We start from the raw sequence: 18090 nt of genomic DNA, 5'->3' as shown, positions 1-18090 counted from the left end.
TCCCCCTTAAGCGTTAATATAACGCGCCATCTGTGAACGTGAATCCTGACCACTGGATAGAATAGACATCACGTCAGAAACGTTATCTTGCATTTTCTGAAGGAGTTCCTGCACCCGGTCCATCTCCTCTTGCATCATAAGCTGCAAACGCTTGAGGAAAGCACTGATCTCTTTGGCATCGGCACTGCTCATGTTGGCTTGGTATTTTGTTTCTGTCGCAACAGCCTGTGCCGTGCCTTGTCCGATAGCCGACACCCCGGCAGCTATCTTGGCCCCCTGACTAACGATTTTGGCGACTTTCATCGCAGTCGTTGTGGCTGCAGCAGCCGCTGTCGTGGCCCCCGCACCAAGACTCAAGGCAATACCTGCAACCATAATCGCAACATTGGCCGCAATTTGTGCCGACTTCTCATCCATACCAAATGCCTGAAATACCTCTGCCACAGCATCGTTCATCCAATTTCCTGTCTCTGAGGAAATTTGCTGGGTCAGCATCAGTGCCGCGCCTGCCAGCATCATCGCTGCTGCAGGGGCACCCACTCCCGTTGCTATCAGGGCAACCGAAGCAATGACTGTTGCAATTGTTGCAATCCAGCCGAAAATCTTGGCGAAAAGACCGCCTTTCTTCGCTTCAGCCATTTTATCAATGGACTCTTGAAGCTTTTCAATACGTTGCTCGTGCATGGCCTTATTCTTGGCCTGCATACCTTTGATGTCGTTGGTACTAAGTTTGAGTTGTTGATCTTGCAGTTTCATCTGCACTTCCATCAGCGCACGGCTGACGTCTTCCTGATCGGCGAGCGGCATATCAAGTATGGGCGGCCGGGTCGCAGATGGTGCCTGCGCCTTGTCCGTCCCCCTACTCACCTCAACGGCCTGGGGTACAGATGCTTGAGTCACCGCTTGCTTAAGGTTTTCAACCAATGCTTGTTGATTGGTTTGCAAACCCGGAGCCGCAAACTTGTCACTCAGCGGATTCATAGGATTCATTCTTTGTCTCCTGAAGTGATGCATTCAGCTGCTGATATATCGTGGCAGCCTTATTACACAATTCATCAAATTTCGAGTGTTTTTCTGATAACTGACTAGCCGCATAGAAACCACTGCTTGCTTTCTCACGCTGTCCAAGAGCCAAATAGCATTCGGCAGCGTGATACGGTGATCTTGGATCTTTACCATCCAACAACCCGGCATAACTGTAAGATTCAATAGCCAACTGGTATTCTTTCTGCATCTGAAGACACGACCCCAGTGCTATAAAGTGGCGCAATCCGTAATGGTCAAATAGACACAGGAAACGAAAGACTTTTTCAGCATCAGCATAGCTTCCTCCTTGATACAAGCCATAGCCCACCTGGTAAAAGGTTTCGATGGTTTCAGAGCTCAAGTCGTATATCTCTCCGAAGGTTCCGCCACCACTCAGGTACTTTTCGATCTCGCCTAACAAAGCCTGATTTGTTTCAGCTGCTGTCGTCATCACACTCACCTCGAATTAACGCAAGTTACCGACAATAGAATCGATAGAAGAACCATACTTAGACACGAAGTTTGATAGCATCTCGAAGCTATTGTTGTATTTGCCCATCGTCGATTGCAGCTGAGCCATATCAAGTTGAGACGATGATGTCAGACTCTCGGCCTTATCTTTCAGATTCGAAAGCTGCAGCTCCATGTCCTTACGGGTATAACTATCCTTTTTTTCAAATTTGGCGAAGTTATTTTCCAGATATGACTCAACCTCAGGGCTCATTGACCCAGTGTCATCGTCCTTGGTGCCAACCTTACTCATATCGTTACGCAGTTTGGTCATGATGCCGTTTAGACCCTGGAGATCTTTGTTTTTCGAGTTAATATTCTCGATTTTTTCACGTACCTGTGCATCGAGCAGGTTCGAGCGATCCATCATTACCATCATCATCAAGGAATCCAATGAAGCTTCAGACGGGTTGAATGTATTGCCGGTAACGCCCGACGCAGGTGTAATCGCAGACATAATGTTTCCTTCTTTAGATTGAAATACCACGCAAACGACGCGGTAGGTGGTTATTAGATTGAGAACTCGAAATGACCGTTGTCGTTTCAAGCTGCTGTAAGAACTGACGTTGCTCTGTCTCTCGCTGCTTTTTCTGCTTAGCCGTCAACTGCCCGTCAAGAATGACCTGCAGGCGATCCAGCTTGTGCCGTTCGACCAGAGCCTGGTGTTGTTGCAAGGTATCTGCTATCTCGGCTAATTGGGTATCTTGTTCGGCGAGAAAAGCGTCGATTGAACGTGTTTCTTCCATCATGCTGTGACCTTAACGAAGATTACCAACCAGTGAATCAATGCTTGAGGCATACTTGCTGGTGAAGTTAGAGAGCATGTCGTAGGACTGGTTATACTTATTCATGGAGGATTGCAGCTTGGCCATATCCAGCTGTGATACAGAAGTCAGGCTGTCACCGAAAGACTGCATCGAACTCAGGACATTTTTCCAGTCGTCTTTGCTCAGGTAACCATCTTCATTGGTCGGGATCTCAATGTTGTTCGCCTCAAGGAAGCTTTTCATTTCTTCACTCATTTTTGGCGATGCCCCAAGTGCATTGTCCTCATTCGTAACAGTGCGCCCGGCCATGGCTTGGTCCGACGTAATTTCCGTTCCGGCTTTGGTCTTCCAGTCACTGGCGTTACCCGACTCATAGAAGACGGTTCCGTCATTGGTATTTTTATCGACAGTCAGTCCATCCAAACTAGGGCCAGATATTTTGGGGGCATTATCCGCAATTCCTGTCACCTGGATATGTTGGTTGCCCTTGGTGATTGTCAGCGAATCCGAATAGGTCATACCGTTATTGTCACCCGTGGTCCCAACGGTAATTTTGGTGCCATCACCCAGAGCAAACGTCACACCATCCTTAAAGTCCCAGTTACCGCCATCTTTTTCAGCCACATGCGGGTCACCCCATATCCGAGTAGAGTTACCCGCAGAATCTTTTATCGTCCATTCCTGGCTGGATCCGCTGAGGGAAATCTCATAGCCGTTATCCAGCTTGATGGTTTTATCGTCGACCGACCATGTCGGGTTTTCAACAATATTGGTACCTTGTTGAGCCTGACGTGCTTCAGACATATGTAGCTGTAGATCACGCATTTTCTGGTTCTGATCATTGATATTGCTGATCCCGTCACGGATTTGACCGTCCAAAATATTGGTCCGGTCAATCATCACCGCCATCATCAAATCATTCAGTTCCGGTTTTTGATCATTCGCATACATGCTGACGGACTGCGCCCCAGCAAGGGCATTTACAGTTGCCATTTCGTGCTCCTTTTTATAGATGGAAAAATTAGATAAACACTCGCCCGCAGCGTTGACGAGCCGGCTTTTGTTGAGTTAGCTTTTGCTGACCTGTTTTTTGCAGAGCTGTCGGCTGCATTGAACCGACAGGTTCAGTGCCAGTCATCGCATCAACCTGTGCTGTCGCCTGCTGCAAGTCATTCGACGCGGAGTGAGTATTTATTAGTTGGGTGGCAAGCGAAGTCGTCACCGGACAACCCGCCATAACCCGCTCTCCTTGTTTCAGCTGTTGGACAGCCTCTGCAAGCAAGTTTTCGTTACTGGTTAACGTGGAAGCCAGCGGTTCGGGTTCAAAATTAGCCCCATCAATTGGCATTCTCGGCCTCCCTAGAATCGATTGAATTCGCTTATCAATTAAGCAAAAGGTGTTTAGTCATGAGAACAGTGCAACTTTGAGAAATGAAAAACATGAAAAAAAGCAAATTTGAGGAATTAATCAGCTCACAATCCTATTCGGTTCAATGCCTGTACGTTGACACTATCGCTTAGCTCCTGAAATGACAGAACAGGCAGCTCATAGGCCTTCGGTTCAATCAGCTTTTTCACATAGCGGCGAATATCCATCGCAGTGATCATCACAGGCATATGAGGACGAGATTGCAGATCGCCAACAATTGTAACGAGGTTATTGGTAAGAGTTTCTGACTGCGCAGGATCCATCGCAAGATAACTCCCAGCTGATGTTTGGCGGATCGCCGCACGAATTGTTTCCTCAGCTTCTGGGGTCAGCATAAAGGCGGGTAACATATTTTGTTCATTGCTGTATTTATGGCTGATATAGCGTTTAAGCGAAATACGCACGTACTCGGTAAGCTGAATCACCGACTTTTCTTTTTGGCTCCATTCGACCACAGCTTCCAGTATGGCCCGCAGGTTACGGATCGAAATTTGCTCTGACACCAGCCGCTGCAGGATCTCGGTCAGCTTGAATATCGGTAACTGTCGTTGTACCTCTCGGACCAACTCCTCAAATTCACCTTCCATGTGTTCAAGCAACAGGCGCGTTTCCTGCACACCAATAAAGTCCTGCGCATGCTTGATCAGAATTTGGTGAATATCGGCTAGCACAGCATCAAAAACAGACACACTGACCAAACCCATACCAGCTACTTCTTGGTCTGTTTTGCCTTTTATCCAGAATAACTTTCGACGGTTGAACAGCGCCTGCTCATACTTCAAGCCGAGTATCTGCAACTGCTGCTCTTCGGCATGTACCAACACCGCATCACCCAATAATTCTCCAGAGAGAACGGGGATCTCATGTACCTGCAGTTGAAATTCGCCTTTTGGCCTCACCCTTTCACCAGGGGCATTATCAGCAGCAATGCCGGGCTGACAATACAAGTGAATGGTCGGATAAGGGACGCCGAGTTCCCGGGTTAGATTTTGACGTAGCTCAGCTAAAGAGGCAGACAAAGCGTCAGCCTCAAACCCGTGGCTCGCAAGTTCAACGATAGATAGCGAAAGTGGCACGGTCAGGGAGAAGCCTTCTTGGCCATTCTCATTATCTGGTGAATCAGGTGCTGAAGACGACCGGCTGTTTGCGCCCTTTTGAGTGTTTTTTGTTTGTTTTTTTAGCCATTGCGAGGCCACTCCCAAGCCGACAGCCAACACCAGAAATGTCACTGTCGGAAAACCGGGCACCAACGCAAACAACAGCAGTATGACACTGGCAATCATCAAGGCATTAGGTTGATTGGTGATCTGGTTACCAATGTCTTTACCCAGATCAGCCGATACCTCCGCCGATACCCGGGTAACAATCATGCCGGAGGTAATCGCAATAAACAGAGCCGGTATCTGTGAAATTAGCCCATCGCCAATAGTCAAGATTGCATAGATGGACAGGGCTTCACCTGCAGGCAAACCGCGCTGTACGACACCAATAGTGATCCCGCCCAACAAGTTCACCACAATAATAATCAAGCCGGCGATCGCATCCCCTTTAACAAATTTCATGGCACCGTCCATGGCACCATATAGCTGCGATTCTTTCTCCACTCGATTGCGCCGGAGCTGGGCCTCTTCCATATCGATGACCCCTGCACGCATATCACCATCGATACTCATCTGTTTACCCGGCATGGCATCCAGACTAAAACGCGCCGATACCTCGGCGACTCGTTCCGCCCCTTTGGTGATCACCAGAAACTGCACAATCGTGATGATTAAAAAGATCACCGCCCCCACAACCAAGTTGCCGCCAACCACAAAATTACCAAAGGTATAAACAATCTGCCCGGCATCCGCCTGTAATAGGATCAAACGTGTCGTCGTAATTGAAAGCGACAGGCGAAACAAGGTGGTCAGCAATAGCAGTGAGGGAAAGACGGTAAATTCCAACGGAGTATGAATGTAGATCGCCATCATCATCAAGATCACTGCAATCCCAAGGTTGATAGCAATGAGTATGTCCACCAGCTCGGTTGGCATTGGCAGGATCATCATAAAGACCACTGCGATCAACAACAGTGCCAATAACAGATCATTTCGTCCGGAGAGACGGCTAAGCAGGGCTTTCACAATAACTCCTCAGTGGCACTACTGAGCAATACATCTCTGGCCAATTGGTGATACCCCAGTGCATATAACGCAGAAGCTTCAGCCCTGCGAACCACGAGGCGGCGCCGCAAGGCAATGGGTACAGCAGACAAAGCCTCCAGCGACAATTCATACTCATCAAGATAGTTATGGAGCTGCGGACACAAGGCACAAGCCAAATCATCACCATTGGCTGCTAACCAATGTGCTACAGGCATCGCCAAAGCCCACTGCTGTTGTTCGAGCAAATTTGCCAGCAGGGTTTGCATAACAGATCTCGCTTGCTCAGAGTCCATTTGACTTGTTACCACGTTAACTCCCATTCGCTAAGGGCTCATCAAGCCTGATTTGATCAAGTGGATTTCTCGTTGCACAAGCCATAATGCTTGAACAACCTCTAACGCAGGCTTGGCCTCTGGCATGGTCTGTGCAATCAGATACTGGCCGAGCTGCTGACAATGCAGGGCACTGATCATGGCTGGGGTTGCGTCTTGCTCTGCCCGATACCATTGACCCAAAGCGATACTGGACAACGGAGAGAGGGCTTGGTTTTGAGCTTTGGCGTTTACACTGGCAGCTCTGCCCGATGTCAACTCAGCTCGTCTTACTCCATGTTCTGCAGGCGGCGTTCGGGGAACAGGTATCGGCTTTATTCGATCGTGTCCGCCAGATCCACCTTGCACGGCTTGTCCAGGCGCTTCTGAGCGAAAAAAACGGAATCGGAGAGGCAAACTAACCATGAGCCGTGTGTGACCTGTTCTGTAAAATAGCGGCCTTCTCTGTCAGCCACTGAAAATGCCGACAAAGGGAGCTGGTGCGCAAACTTTCCAAGGGAAGTTGGCTTACCAGCCAAAGTCGGTCCTGTCTATCCATCACAACCTGAGCAGGTAATGGTGAAACTGAAAGCAAGGCCAATAAATCTGCCGCTTTTCTTGTCAGCCCGTTGTCACTAACGGGAACGACCAACGACAACCAAAACTGCTCCCAACGCAGTTCAATGTGGTGATTCGCCACAAAGCAAGTCGAGTAGGTATCGGGGAGTGTGATACTAAGAACGCCAGACGGCTGATCGAATATTGAAGACTGGTGATCTGGAATGACATTTTCCAATACTGCCAAAAACTCCTTTACTGCAAGCTGAGCGTTACTGTCCATCCAACCACATCTCTTCTTTGTCTATGGTTTCATCAATGCACTGCTGCAAACTGTCCATAACCCTACTCCGCTGTTCTTGCGAAGGGTACAGAGCATCCGGTAAATCAGCAGCAAGGGTTTTGATACCTTGTTGCATCACGACCTGCGCAGGCAAAGTGGTTACATTCAGGCGCTGCATCGTCTGATCCATCTGTCGCGTTGTCACAAATTGGCTATCAGGAATAGAAAGCACCTGCTCCATCAGCGACTCGGCGTCTATAGGGGAAAAAAACTGGCTTTGTACCTGGCGAGCCAAATCACTCACCTGCTCAAAAATACCTTTCAGCTGCTTGAGTTGATTAAGATTCTTCATCACCATTGCCAGCACCCCTCGCTCCTGGCTGGGTTCCAGCGCATGGTAGTCAGCCGACAGGGCGCGTTGTTGAATATCAACAGCATTGTCAAACGTGTCGTACTGCTTCACCATGCCCATGAGCTGACGCCACACCTTGCCGTGACTTTGATAATCAGTAAGATCCCGATACGATTGTCTCGCTGATGACAGCTGATTCACCGGTAGGGCATCAGAAAAAACATGGGACGTATTCAGACCAGCCAATATTGTTTTGGCATTTCTGGCCTTGAAAGCACTTAGGGCATTTTCATAATGCTCTTTATCCTGAGGATCACTTGCCTCGACCAGCACCTGACCGGCCAAATACTGTAGCGATTCATCTTGGCTGAATGACTTAAGGCTTTGAATAAAAGATTCTGTCGTTTGCGAACGGCCCAGATTGGCAGAAACAAAATCCACCAACTTGTGTTGTTTCTGCAAGTCGGGGGCTTGTTCAAGATACTGCTGAATTTTCTGTATCCAAGCCAAGCGTGCCTGATCGCTTTTGTCCGACTTCCGTTCCGCCATCGACTTGGGACGTTTTTCCGCCAGAGCAAAACTCAACTCTTCAGCCGAGTCTGCCAAGCTAGTGTTAGCCAACACCGCGGTATTGCCTGCAGGTGCCTGACTAGCGGACACGGATCTCGGCTGCCCGGCCTGTACGCTACCCGTCGCGGAAAAATTACCCGGCATGTGTCCTGAAATATCTGCCACACCAACCTCTTGCTAGCTATACACACTTCCCACTGTTGTATGAGATCAGCAGATAAAAAGCCTAAAAAAAACCTCAAAAATCACTGTTATTCCGCTTCAGATGTGATTCACAGTTTTATTAAGACTCTGCTCTTTAACTAGGACACAATCGCGATCAAGAACCAAGTTTTGTTGATGGGATCACCGATTGCCAAACCGCCAAAACCCCACAGACTCATTACCAAATGCGTTACCGAGTGCTCTGCCAAATGCAGACAAACTCCCCAGGACTCTTGCTGAACAACTCGTCTCTCTTCGCCAAATTGTTACGCGTCCCTACTCATGTCAAAGCGCAGGTAAGGTGACAGGGGTCACCGGTAATATTATCCGCTCAGTGCTGCCCGGTGCTGCTATCGGTCATATGTGTCGGCTTGAGACACCGCACCAACCCGTTTTGTATGCCGAGGTTGTCGGGATCCAGTCTCCCTATGCCCTGCTGACGCCATTGGGTGAATCAAGAGGAATATCGAATCAAACTCTTGTCATCAATGAAAAACGCCAGCATGAAATTTGGGTCAGTGATGCCGTATTGGGAAAAATGCTCAATGGACTTGGCATGCCGATGGATGGCAGTTCACTTCATAATGCACCGTCACACCTGAATGCCAACGGCCAGTGGCGTCCGGTCTTTAATGCCGCTCCCAATCCCATGACAAGACCCCCTATCAAAGCACCGTTAGCATTAGGTGTCAGGGCTATTGATACTATGCTCACCATGGGCGAAGGGCAGCGAATGGGGCTTTTTGCCGCTGCCGGTGGGGGTAAAAGTACGTTGCTATCGATGATTCTGGCCAACACCGAGGCCGACATAATCGTACTGGCCCTGATTGGCGAACGCGGCCGTGAGGTCCGAGAGTTCGTCGAGTTACACATGAGCGAAGAGGTAAGAAAAAAAGCGGTATTGGTGATCGCAACCTCTGATCGTCCCTCCATGGAACGAGCGCGGGCTGCGCTCGTTGCTACAACAATTGCCGAGCACTACCGCGAGCAAGGACGAAAAGTCCTGTTGATGATGGATTCACTCACTCGATTTGCCCGAGCAATGCGTGAAATGGGGTTGGCGGCAGGCGAGCCCCCTACACGACGTGGTTTTCCGCCTTCTGTCTTTGAGCAATTACCACTGCTCCTGGAGCGTCCCGGCAGTACAGAGCAAGGCTCAATCAGCGCACTTTATACGGTGCTGGTCGAAGGTGACGACATGACTGAACCCGTTGCCGATGAAACTCGTTCCATTCTCGACGGGCATATTATCCTGTCTCGCGAACTCGCAGCAGCAGCCCATTATCCGGCAATCGATGTACTACGAAGTGCCAGCCGAGTGATCAACCAAATCACCACGCCTGAGCACCGCCGGGCAACCGAGAAGATTCGAAACTGGATGGCGACTTATGAGAAGAGCGAGCTACTGATTCGACTGGGGGAATATCAACGCGGCACCGATCCAGCTACCGATATGGCGATAAGCAAACAACCGGCCATTCGTGACTTGTTGTGCCAAGCCACCCAAGATCACAGCCCATTCACAGATAGCCTACAACAACTGCTCAGCGTGAGCCGCTAACCATGTGGCAAACCCTTGTAGATATCAAAGACCGACGGAAGCAAGCTGCAAAATTACTGGTTAGCCAAGCAACCTCGCAACTTGCGGATGCCCAGGCAAAGCTCTCAGCACTTGAGCTGCAAAAAAAACAAATACAGCAAAGCTATCAGGTGTTGGCCATTGCCCCGTTTAACGAACAGGCCTTGATGTCGCAACATGCCCTCGATAACTGGCGACAACAGTTAGCGATTGAGCAACAGCATATTAATGCGGTCACACAACAGATAAGTGAACAACATCAGCAGATTTCCCAACTACAAACACAATTAGACCAGCGCCGGACTGATTACCAGCAAGCACAATTTAAGCTAGAGAAATCAAAAGAGATCAAGCAGCTATATGAAAATGCCGATATTGCCCAACAACGCCAGCAGGAAGACAACGCCCTCGACGAACTCCCCTTTCGCCGACGCTCGGCAGGCTTCGACCTCTAGCCAGAAAACAACCTTCAGGCCACCGGGAAAGCTGTGTGATAGAAAACAGTTAGATAAAAGCCAGGGCGATGGAAAGACGGAGATAACGGAAGATCACCATGCCAATATCAGCCTCTTCTCCCAACTGCTCAATGGATCGGAAGCTATGACAAAGCCACAACCTATCACACCCGTAGTTAACGCTACGAGTGAAGCAGAACCAGCGATTACCGCTAATCAAGCGGAAAGAGAAAATCAGGGAATTCAACAGATCAGGCAATGGGCTGATCGCCTATGGTTAAATGCCCAACGGGATAATTTGATACTGACAACATCGATTGGCTCGGCACCGGTCACTGTCAAGTCAGCGCTAGAACAAGGCCTCGTCAATATTACAATTTACTGTGCAGATCCGGCATTCACCGACAAGATGCGGGCAGAAAAACGCTATCTGGATCGCAAACCCGGCCTCCAACATGTCAAGACCAGTATCAAATACCAAGCTCTATATCAAACCGAACACCAAGAACAACCGGCACTTGAATCATCGTTGTTGTCAGGTTCTTCTGTTGAGGAGTTACCGGTATGAAATGGCTCAAACAGTGGATCCGGCAATATGCCCAAAAACATCACAGCGAAATCACAACGGATGGCACCCAGTGGCATTTGCAGCTCTCGATAGCACAACGGTCACCATGCTGGTTGGTCAGCGGTACAGCCAATAACGCAGTCTTTGAAATTCATTGCGATCAACAGGCTTTGCTCAGCTTTATCAAGCCAGCCGTTACTCCTGATGTATTCACAGCCTTGCCGACAGCATTTCAGATGTTACTGGTTCAGCAAGCCTGCGAGATCTGGTTTAGTGCCACAGCCACGACCTCAGCCCAAACTGATCCAAGCTCTGTTATCGTCGAAACATGCCTGCCACTAAGCGACAACACAACAGGTCTTTTTGAAGACCATACTGAAACTGATTCGGATACAGATTCACTTCTTTGCCTGTCTGCAACCCTGCAGAATACGGACACTTCGCTTAATAACCAAGCTAACCAAGCAAGCACCGCGCAGTTTTTCTTTTTACCTGACGAGGTAAATACAAACCCGCTGTTATCGACGCTGTTCTCAAGCTGGCCGCCCCGCCCAATCGTAAATCATCCTCAACCTCCGGTTCGGGCCAACTTGCTGGCCGGATATCAACCGCTAACATGTCATGAGTGCGAACAGCTGCACGCCGGTGCCATATTACGCCAAGGTCGTTATTACTACCCGCAGCCTCTGATCTGCATCGATGGCAATAATAAGAGCAAGAATACGGATTACAGCAAGGCATACTTAGTTTCAGAACTGCCCAGCAACTCAAACGTACAAGTACTCGATCTCTCTCATCTCGCGACCAGCCCCCCTGAGCTAGATAGCTACTGGCTACTCATGGAATCAGCATCGCTGTTGTTAACGGCTAAACAAGCAGAGTGCCTAACGTCAGAGACTGGAGGAATATCTCCCCTCACTGGCAATAACTCGTGCCCAAATGCCATCGTGGATTTATATCTGATTTCAGGCGCGAATAAACAATGCTGCGGACAAGCCGAAATTGTCGAGTATGACGATCAGTTGGCCCTGCAACTCATCCAATGGCATCCACCAACTGCATTTCCAAATTGTATTCAAAAAGACCCTGTCCAGAACAACAAGGAACCGACAGATGCTCAATATACCTGATCCCTTTACCCTGATTGCCGGACTGGCAATGCTAGGGCTGGTTCCGTTCATTGCCATGATGGCCACCTCCTTTGTCAAACTGGTGGTCATCTTTTCGTTGATCCGCAATGCACTGGGGGTTCAGCAGGTCCCGCCTAACATGGCCCTGCACGGTCTGGCCCTGATCCTGACTATCTTCATCATGGCTCCGGTCGGCTACCAGTGTTATTACGAAGCTTTGGATCTCACTGTCGACTGGGAGAATACCGAACAGGCCTTAGGTGCCATCGGAACCGTACTCGAACCCTACCGTCAGTTTCTCCTCAATAAAGTCAGCCCGTCGGAAGTCAGTTTCTTTGCCGATACCGCCAAGCAGCTGTGGCCCGCCAACCAACAAGATGTGATCACCGAACAAAACTTTCTGGTGCTGATCCCGGCCTATACCGTCGGCGAGCTAACCGCCGCGTTCAAGGCCGGATTTCTGCTTTATTTGCCTTTCATTGCCATTGATTTAATCGTCTCAAACATTCTATTGGCAATGGGTATGATGATGGTCTCCCCAATGACCATCTCGCTGCCATTCAAGCTACTGCTGTTTGTGTTGCTCGACGGCTGGCCCCGCCTGACTCACGGCATTGTTCTGAGCTACCAGTTAAGTTGATGTTAATCACACGAGGAGAAAAACATGGGACAAGCTGAATTAATTGCAATGACTGCGCAGGCTATTCAGCTGGTATTGCTGCTATCGCTGCCTCCCATAGTGGCAGCCGCTCTAGTGGGCACCTTAGTCGCCCTCCTTCAGGCTCTGACTCAGGTACAGGAGCAAACCCTGTCGTTTGTAATCAAGTTGATCGCGGTGATCATGGTACTGTTCTTCACGGCACATTGGCTCGGCGGACAGCTCTATCAATACAGCCTCCATATCTTTGATTCCCTTCCCGATGTGCTCTAGGGATATTCGGCTATGAATGGACTCTCCGATCTGATCCTGGCTTTCAGTCTCTGTCTGCCTCGTTTCTTTGTTGCCCTGATCCTAATACCCGGATTTGCCAAACAACTACTCGGAGGGGCTGTTATACGTAACAGTATTGCCGCAGCACTGGCCCTGCCCCTGCTGCCCAGCGTTATTCCCCACCTCGGCGAAGTTCAGTCTGGCACGATGTTGATCGGACTTATTGCCAAGGAAGCGGTTATTGGCCTCTTTATCGGATTCATCAGTGCAATACCTTTCTGGGCCATTGAAAGTGCAGGCTTCGTCATCGATAACCAACGAGGCGCCTCGATGGCCAGCACCCTTAACCCGCTTTCAGGAGACCAAACCTCACCGCTGGGGATCCTTTTCAATCATGCCGGTACCAGCTTGTTTTTTATCTCTGGCAGTGTCTTGTTGTGGCTCAGCGCCTTTTACAAAACCTTTCTGCTGTGGCCCATGACCGACTTCCCGCCGCAACTGGTTTTTAATTCTGTAACACTGGTTTTCGAGTGTTTTTCCGAGCTAATGAATATCACCTGGCGATTGGCTGCACCGGCAATCATTACCATGTTCCTGAGTGAGTTCGGCCTTGGGCTAATGAACCGGTTCACACCACAAATGAATGTCTTCTTTCTTGCAATGCCTATCAAAAGCGGAATTGCCCTGCTGGTTCTGCTGCTATACATCAGCCTATTTTTTGATGCCTTTCTACTCGAACTGGCCGACTTCTTCCTGCTCACCGAACAACTAGAGGCCTGGCTACCATGAGTGAAAAAACAGAAAAGCCGACTCCCAAAAAAGTTCGCGACGCCCGAAAAAAGGGACAGGTTGCCAAGAGCAAGGAAATTCCATCGCTGGCAACAATGCTGGCAACAATGATGTGGCTGCTCATTGACCATAGCAGGATCATGGGCAAGCTCGAGGCTTTGTTTACCCTGCCAACCCGCCTACTGAATCTGCCATTCAACAAAGCCGCCGAGGTTGCCCTTGAACAAACTTTTACTTTGATCTTCGAAATACTAGCTCCCTTTCTGATGGCAATTGCTGTTGTAGGGGTCATTGCCAATATTGGCCAGTTCGGCCCGTTATTTGCGCCGGAAGCCCTGAAGATCGACCTGAACAAGCTCAATCCGGCATCTGGGGCAAAGCGGATTTTCTCGGTCAAGAATGTCGTGGAATTTGTCATCTCTCTGCTGAAAATCTTGATCCTCGGGCTAATGGTAACATTGGTGCTGCGCTTTCACCTCCGGGATATTTTGCTGCTGCCCTACAATCCCATTCAGGCACTGCTTCCTGTTGCTGGGCAGCTATTTTTGTTGCTGTGCCTGTTTGTGATATCACCATTAATTTTGATCGCTATGCTGGATCTGCTCTACCAGCGCTACAACCACGAGAAAGAACTAAAAATGAGCAAGGACGAGGTTAAACGGGAATACAAAGACAGCGAGGGAAACCCGGAGATTAAAGGCAAACGCAAAGAATTTCATCGCGAGCTACAGGCCAATACAATGCCCAAGCAATTAAAGAAAACATCGGTCGTGGTAGCCAACCCGACCCACTTAGTCGTCGGCCTGTGGTATGACGATGAAGACTGCAAAATTCCAGCCGTATCGTTAAAGTACCGCGGCGTTCAAGCAAAGAAGCTGAGAAAACTGGCGGAACAACAAGGCATCCCTGTATTGGAAAACATTCCCCTCGCCCGCACCCTTCATGCTGAGGCCGAGCTTTACGAATCGATCCCCTCCCACTTATTTGAACCTGTCGCTGAAGTGATCCGCTGGATGAAAAGCCTTGAAGCTTAAATCTTGAGCCAGAACTTTAAACATGAGCCTTGAATAAAGGTAACTAAATCCACCATATACACCACACAGGCATATGCCGCATAGAAAACTTGTGACTAAGCTCATAAACTGTTGAGGATGAGATGAGATATGTTTTGCCACATGTATCAACCCAGTCATTATCAATTTCAATTTACATCAGGTAGTTCAATGTCTTATCGCAGTAAACTGATAGCAGCACATGAAGAATTGGAACAAGCGGGCATCTGGAAATCAAACTTTAATCCTCCGTTGTTCCGGTTATTAAGAAAGCTAGGAGTTAAATCTCCCCCTCCTTACTATCGAAGCTTCCAATCAAATTTTCTCACCTCATTTGTATTTTTCACCCCGGTATGGGGGATACTGATGTACTTTTTGGGTTGGCAAGCAAGCGGAAAATCAATAACGGAATCCGCTATTACAGCTCTGGTGGGAGGCCTGCTGTACGGGTTGATAACAGCTTTGTATTACAGCTGGAAATCTAAGCGATGTAAGTTAACAAAATGGGAAAATATCTAAATGTACAGATCCTTTTTACGAAACGTTTTCATATTTGGCCTTACCGGTTTTCTTTCCATCAAAGTGCTAACACCAATCACAGAGCCTCTATCAAAACAAAGTGAAGTTTTATGTTTTCTGACCTTCTTTGTCGTGCCGGCTGGATTTCATGTTCTGTTCAGTAAAGCATTTGAGCTGTTAATGTGGTTAGTCATCGTCAATAACGGAAACAATGAAACAAGTCGTTGAAAATAGATTGAGAGCTTCGGAAGAAAATTGGCATAAAAACAAACCTCCCAGCCAAGAGTGCCTAGCTGGGAGGTTTATTTTTAAATACATAACTTTATATGCTGTTATGACTCGCTAAACTGTCGCACCAAACGTTGTAGGCTCTCCAAACTGACTACAAGAGCATTGGTTCGTTCAACAGAGGATGATGACAACACCTTGGTTGATTGAATAGCGCCATTCATCCGAATAACGTGATCATTCATCCCTTGGGTCACCTGCACCTGTTCTGTAATAGCCTGGGCAGTGTAGGCGCTTTGTTCCCCAATAGAGACTAAATCATTTACGATCGCTTCGAATGATTCCTTGCTCTTTTGTGATTTGGATACGCTTTGTTCAGAGGACTTGATACCATCCTCCATTAAGCGACCTGTCTTATTTACCGTAGCCTGAAGAAGCTCTATTTTTGAGCGGATATCATCAACCGAAGCACTCGTTTTACCTGATAACGCTCGAACTTCATCTGCCACCACAGCAAAGCCGCGGCCATGTTCACCAGCTCTCGCAGCTTCAATAGCGGCGTTGAGTGCCAATAGGTTTGTTTGCTCGGCAATTCCCTGAATCATTTCCAGAATTGTCTCGATACCATCCACATCGGCGTACAGTTGCTCAAGCGCTGTTTTAGAGCTATCGAGATGCTGGCTCAACACACGAACAGTTTCTACCGCTTCATCTATTGTTTGGGTGCCTTCTTGTGCTTTGCTCTGCGCATCATTAGCAAACTCAGAGCTTTGCTTTGCTTGTTTTGAAACCTCATCGATAGAGGCAAGCATTTCTTCAGCTGATACTGCCATTGCATCAGTCGCCACATCCTGTTCGCCCAACTCGTTATCAATCGACTGGCTATTGATGACCTCTTCATTTGCGGCTTGGAGCAGATGGGTTGACGTTTCATTTGCCCGTGCAGTAACCGCCCTTAACTCGGCACGCTTCATCACCATAGCCAGCTCTATACGTGAGACATCATCACAATGACCGGTATAGGGCTGTTCCATTAAGGGGTTGTCGTAGTGGCTCTTGGCCACTTTATTGAGAGAGGCTATTCGTTTTTTGAGTAAAGACGAGCACGTGATCTGAGCAATCATCAATGGAATGACTACTCCCAACATAACTGATGCCGAAAATGCACCTAGCGCGAAAGCAATGAGGGCGGCTAACTGTACAAACGTTAGTCCAAAGGATAGGTTCATCCATTCTATACGCCTTACAGATACCGCTCCTTTTCTCAGTCGAGCATAAAGTGAATAAGCGCGGGAGATCTGCTCATCTGTTGGTTGCGTCCTGACTGACTGGTATTCAAAAACCTTTCCATCTTTATCCATGATAGGTGTCACAAAAGCAGACACCCAATAATGGCCAGAATTTTTACACTTATTCTTTACCAGCCCCATCCAGCTTTTACCAGATTGGATATATTCCCATAGCTGACCAAAGGCCGCCTTTGGCATGTCACCATGACGAATGACATTATGCGGCTCACCTCGTAGCTCTTCTTCTCTGTAGCCTGCAACTTGGCAAAAGTCTTCATTACAATAAGTGATATGACTGTCAGGGGTCGTGGTTGATATTAGGCTGTCGTGATCTGAAAACCTTACTCTTTCGTCTGCCATATTCCCCTCTTTATTATTTATCTATTTGTAATGATTAATGTCTAGCTATCTGAGTTTAAGAGCCATTATCTGCATGGCAAAACGTACAATATCAGACAAAGATGACAACATATTGATAAAAATCATTAAGTTGATAGATCCAATATGCTTAATACGAATTAGATAAGGCGTCTTTTATCGCTTTTGAGAGGAAGTCAGCATCGATAGCTAGTCGTTGTATTTGGGCGTCAGCCTTCCATTGTCCGGCTTTCTCTAACAGCGTTTCCTTCAGGTTTTGACCGTTAGGTATATCACCCGCCCGCTTGTCCAGCTCTTTGACAATATTCGAGTCACTCCCTGTCAGTTTATCGAAGGCTTTGCCGTAGTTGCCGATGAAGTGCGCCAACTGGCCCAGAGGACAAACGAAGCAACCTCGCAAATTGAATCTATGATTGCCGAAGTTCAATCGGAAACGGTAAACAGCAAACCACCAAAGCAACCGCAGAGTAATGAGAAAGCGGTCAACTCTTTGAACCAGCTAGCCACTAAACTCAAAGAAGAAGTCAGTTACTTCAAGGTTGATTAAGTACGTTCCTTTAGAGCCTAAAAAAGCAGGTTTAATATGAGCGAGTACAGCTAACTACAGTAAATCTCAGCCAAGCACTACAGTTTGTAAATCCGTGGATTCCATATGCATAACGGATGCACAAACAAGCCAGCGTTAATCACGTCGATGGAAAAAAGTGTTTTAGTGAAGTAGCTAATTTAGCAAAGCATGAATTAACTAAAGTATGGTAAAATCTGCTTAGGTGAGTATCCAGTATTGCTGGAGCAGATCACTAATAGGGCAATTGAAGTGGCATAGTTAATTTGGCCACCTGATTAGAGGTGATATCATCACCTCAGAACTGAACAGGTGACACAATGACCAAACGTACCAGAAGAACATATAGCCCTGAGTTTAAGCTTGAAGCCGCTCAACTTGTCCTTGATCAAAATTACTCGGTTCCTGAGGCAGCTGCTGCCATGAATGTTGGCAAATCAACTATGGAAA

Annotated in this window: 22 protein-coding genes and 2 pseudogenes; 11 read left to right on the top strand and 13 right to left on the bottom strand. The window is 48.1% G+C overall.

Going from position 1 to position 18090, the window contains the following annotated elements; all coding sequences use genetic code 11:
* Positions 1 to 6: 6 nt before the first annotated feature.
* The 11 genes from sctE to EDI28_RS15245 form a co-directional block, all read right to left on the bottom strand.
* The gene (sctE, locus tag EDI28_RS15295; protein ID WP_164918573.1) at positions 7 to 990 is read right to left on the bottom strand and encodes a type III secretion system translocon subunit SseC family protein; all 984 of its coding nucleotides are present in this window, start codon (positions 988 to 990) and stop codon (positions 7 to 9) included.
* On the bottom strand, positions 965 to 1477 hold the full coding sequence (locus tag EDI28_RS15290; protein ID WP_128784766.1) for a SycD/LcrH family type III secretion system chaperone: 513 nt from the start codon (positions 1475 to 1477) through the stop codon (positions 965 to 967). Before EDI28_RS15290 ends, sctE begins: the two co-directional genes overlap by 26 nt.
* Positions 1478 to 1492: 15 nt before the next feature.
* Complete coding sequence (locus EDI28_RS15285; RefSeq protein ID WP_128784765.1) at positions 1493 to 1993, bottom strand: EscF/YscF/HrpA family type III secretion system needle major subunit; 501 nt, start codon at positions 1991 to 1993, stop codon at positions 1493 to 1495.
* A gap of 13 nt (positions 1994 to 2006) precedes the next feature.
* Positions 2007 to 2285: a hypothetical protein gene (locus EDI28_RS15280; protein WP_128784764.1), complete on the bottom strand. Its 279-nt coding sequence runs from the start codon at positions 2283 to 2285 to the stop codon at positions 2007 to 2009.
* Between the two features lie 9 nt (positions 2286 to 2294).
* Entirely contained in the window at positions 2295 to 3296 is a 1002-nt protein-coding gene (locus tag EDI28_RS15275; RefSeq protein WP_128784763.1) for a DUF1521 domain-containing protein, read from the bottom strand.
* 28 nt (positions 3297 to 3324) lie between these two features.
* Positions 3325 to 3651 (bottom strand): hypothetical protein, encoded by a 327-nt coding sequence (locus EDI28_RS15270; RefSeq protein ID WP_128784762.1) that lies wholly within the window; start codon positions 3649 to 3651, stop codon positions 3325 to 3327.
* Between the two features lie 125 nt (positions 3652 to 3776).
* Complete coding sequence (gene sctV, locus EDI28_RS15265; protein ID WP_128784761.1) at positions 3777 to 5858, bottom strand: type III secretion system export apparatus subunit SctV; 2082 nt, start codon at positions 5856 to 5858, stop codon at positions 3777 to 3779.
* The gene (locus EDI28_RS15260; protein ID WP_128784760.1) at positions 5855 to 6187 is read right to left on the bottom strand and encodes a hypothetical protein; all 333 of its coding nucleotides are present in this window, start codon (positions 6185 to 6187) and stop codon (positions 5855 to 5857) included. Before EDI28_RS15260 ends, sctV begins: the two co-directional genes overlap by 4 nt.
* Positions 6188 to 6202: 15 nt before the next feature.
* On the bottom strand, positions 6203 to 6559 hold the full coding sequence (locus EDI28_RS15255; protein ID WP_128784759.1) for a hypothetical protein: 357 nt from the start codon (positions 6557 to 6559) through the stop codon (positions 6203 to 6205).
* Positions 6560 to 6608: 49 nt separating this feature from the next.
* Positions 6609 to 7031: a hypothetical protein gene (locus EDI28_RS15250; RefSeq protein ID WP_128784758.1), complete on the bottom strand. Its 423-nt coding sequence runs from the start codon at positions 7029 to 7031 to the stop codon at positions 6609 to 6611.
* Positions 7021 to 8118 (bottom strand): TyeA family type III secretion system gatekeeper subunit, encoded by a 1098-nt coding sequence (locus tag EDI28_RS15245; RefSeq protein ID WP_128784757.1) that lies wholly within the window; start codon positions 8116 to 8118, stop codon positions 7021 to 7023. Before EDI28_RS15245 ends, EDI28_RS15250 begins: the two co-directional genes overlap by 11 nt.
* Before the next feature lie 301 nt (positions 8119 to 8419).
* Here EDI28_RS15245 and EDI28_RS15240 point away from each other — a divergent pair, with 301 nt between their 5' ends.
* The 9 genes from EDI28_RS15240 to EDI28_RS15200 all read left to right on the top strand — a co-directional run bounded on the left by EDI28_RS15240 (position 8420) and on the right by EDI28_RS15200 (position 15180).
* Positions 8420 to 9718, top strand: coding sequence for a FliI/YscN family ATPase (locus EDI28_RS15240; protein WP_233353423.1), 1299 nt, complete (start codon positions 8420 to 8422; stop codon positions 9716 to 9718).
* 2 nt (positions 9719 to 9720) lie between these two features.
* The gene (locus EDI28_RS15235) at positions 9721 to 10191 is read left to right on the top strand and encodes a flagellar FliJ family protein (RefSeq protein ID WP_128784756.1); all 471 of its coding nucleotides are present in this window, start codon (positions 9721 to 9723) and stop codon (positions 10189 to 10191) included.
* 145 nt (positions 10192 to 10336) lie between these two features.
* A complete protein-coding gene (locus EDI28_RS15230; RefSeq protein ID WP_128784755.1) occupies positions 10337 to 10759 on the top strand; it encodes a hypothetical protein in 423 nt (140 codons plus the stop codon).
* Positions 10756 to 11889: a hypothetical protein gene (locus EDI28_RS15225; protein ID WP_128784754.1), complete on the top strand. Its 1134-nt coding sequence runs from the start codon at positions 10756 to 10758 to the stop codon at positions 11887 to 11889. The genes EDI28_RS15230 and EDI28_RS15225 overlap by 4 nt, the downstream gene beginning before the upstream one ends.
* On the top strand, positions 11873 to 12529 hold the full coding sequence (gene sctR / locus EDI28_RS15220; protein ID WP_128784753.1) for a type III secretion system export apparatus subunit SctR: 657 nt from the start codon (positions 11873 to 11875) through the stop codon (positions 12527 to 12529). The genes EDI28_RS15225 and sctR overlap by 17 nt, the downstream gene beginning before the upstream one ends.
* Before the next feature lie 24 nt (positions 12530 to 12553).
* Positions 12554 to 12820, top strand: coding sequence for a type III secretion system export apparatus subunit SctS (sctS, locus tag EDI28_RS15215; protein ID WP_128784752.1), 267 nt, complete (start codon positions 12554 to 12556; stop codon positions 12818 to 12820).
* A 12-nt stretch (positions 12821 to 12832) separates the two neighbouring features.
* Positions 12833 to 13609, top strand: coding sequence for a type III secretion system export apparatus subunit SctT (gene sctT / locus EDI28_RS15210; RefSeq protein ID WP_128784751.1), 777 nt, complete (start codon positions 12833 to 12835; stop codon positions 13607 to 13609).
* Positions 13606 to 14643 carry a type III secretion system export apparatus subunit SctU gene (gene sctU / locus EDI28_RS15205; RefSeq protein ID WP_128784750.1) on the top strand — a complete coding sequence of 346 codons (1038 nt, stop codon included), beginning with the start codon at positions 13606 to 13608 and terminating at the stop codon, positions 14641 to 14643. Before sctT ends, sctU begins: the two co-directional genes overlap by 4 nt.
* Before the next feature lie 189 nt (positions 14644 to 14832).
* Positions 14833 to 15180 (top strand): DUF6404 family protein, encoded by a 348-nt coding sequence (locus EDI28_RS15200; RefSeq protein ID WP_128784749.1) that lies wholly within the window; start codon positions 14833 to 14835, stop codon positions 15178 to 15180.
* A gap of 332 nt (positions 15181 to 15512) precedes the next feature.
* Here the strand turns inward: EDI28_RS15200 and EDI28_RS15195 are convergent, their stop codons facing one another.
* Positions 15513 to 16532 carry a methyl-accepting chemotaxis protein gene (locus EDI28_RS15195; RefSeq protein WP_438942806.1) on the bottom strand — a complete coding sequence of 340 codons (1020 nt, stop codon included), beginning with the start codon at positions 16530 to 16532 and terminating at the stop codon, positions 15513 to 15515.
* 258 nt (positions 16533 to 16790) lie between these two features.
* Positions 16791 to 17057 (bottom strand): annotated as a pseudogene (locus EDI28_RS27890) (PAS domain-containing protein); the annotation flags it as partial.
* Between the two features lie 352 nt (positions 17058 to 17409).
* Here EDI28_RS27890 and EDI28_RS27885 point away from each other — a divergent pair.
* Positions 17410 to 17511: pseudogene (locus tag EDI28_RS27885) on the top strand (methyl-accepting chemotaxis protein); the annotation flags it as partial.
* Positions 17512 to 17960: 449 nt separating this feature from the next.
* Positions 17961 to 18090, top strand: a 130-nt coding sequence (locus tag EDI28_RS15185) for a transposase (RefSeq protein WP_164918572.1), incomplete at its 3' end; no start/stop codon positions are given.

This window comes from Photobacterium chitinilyticum, assembly GCF_004104355.1.
In the GTDB taxonomy this organism is placed as follows: domain Bacteria; phylum Pseudomonadota; class Gammaproteobacteria; order Enterobacterales; family Vibrionaceae; genus Photobacterium; species Photobacterium chitinilyticum.
The sequence above is the reverse complement of the archived record's forward strand: the minus strand, read 5'-3'. Positions and strand labels throughout refer to the sequence as shown.

Excerpts from the sequence above, each read along its gene's own strand:
- sctE (WP_164918573.1), bottom strand. The coding sequence starts at position 990 with ATGAATCCTATGAATCCGCTGAGTGACAAGTTTGCGGCTCCGGGTTTG.
- EDI28_RS15290 (WP_128784766.1), bottom strand. The coding sequence starts at position 1,477 with ATGACGACAGCAGCTGAAACAAATCAGGCTTTGTTAGGCGAGATCGAA.
- EDI28_RS15285 (WP_128784765.1), bottom strand. The coding sequence starts at position 1,993 with ATGTCTGCGATTACACCTGCGTCGGGCGTTACCGGCAATACATTCAAC.
- EDI28_RS15280 (WP_128784764.1), bottom strand. The coding sequence starts at position 2,285 with ATGATGGAAGAAACACGTTCAATCGACGCTTTTCTCGCCGAACAAGAT.
- EDI28_RS15275 (WP_128784763.1), bottom strand. The coding sequence starts at position 3,296 with ATGGCAACTGTAAATGCCCTTGCTGGGGCGCAGTCCGTCAGCATGTAT.
- EDI28_RS15270 (WP_128784762.1), bottom strand. The coding sequence starts at position 3,651 with ATGCCAATTGATGGGGCTAATTTTGAACCCGAACCGCTGGCTTCCACG.
- EDI28_RS15250 (WP_128784758.1), bottom strand. The coding sequence starts at position 7,031 with ATGGACAGTAACGCTCAGCTTGCAGTAAAGGAGTTTTTGGCAGTATTG.
- EDI28_RS15235 (WP_128784756.1), top strand. The coding sequence starts at position 9,721 with ATGTGGCAAACCCTTGTAGATATCAAAGACCGACGGAAGCAAGCTGCA.
- EDI28_RS15230 (WP_128784755.1), top strand. The coding sequence starts at position 10,337 with ATGACAAAGCCACAACCTATCACACCCGTAGTTAACGCTACGAGTGAA.
- EDI28_RS15225 (WP_128784754.1), top strand. The coding sequence starts at position 10,756 with ATGAAATGGCTCAAACAGTGGATCCGGCAATATGCCCAAAAACATCAC.
- sctR (WP_128784753.1), top strand. The coding sequence starts at position 11,873 with ATGCTCAATATACCTGATCCCTTTACCCTGATTGCCGGACTGGCAATG.
- sctS (WP_128784752.1), top strand. The coding sequence starts at position 12,554 with ATGGGACAAGCTGAATTAATTGCAATGACTGCGCAGGCTATTCAGCTG.
- sctT (WP_128784751.1), top strand. The coding sequence starts at position 12,833 with ATGAATGGACTCTCCGATCTGATCCTGGCTTTCAGTCTCTGTCTGCCT.
- sctU (WP_128784750.1), top strand. The coding sequence starts at position 13,606 with ATGAGTGAAAAAACAGAAAAGCCGACTCCCAAAAAAGTTCGCGACGCC.
- EDI28_RS15200 (WP_128784749.1), top strand. The coding sequence starts at position 14,833 with ATGTCTTATCGCAGTAAACTGATAGCAGCACATGAAGAATTGGAACAA.
- EDI28_RS15195 (WP_438942806.1), bottom strand. The coding sequence starts at position 16,532 with ATGATTGCTCAGATCACGTGCTCGTCTTTACTCAAAAAACGAATAGCC.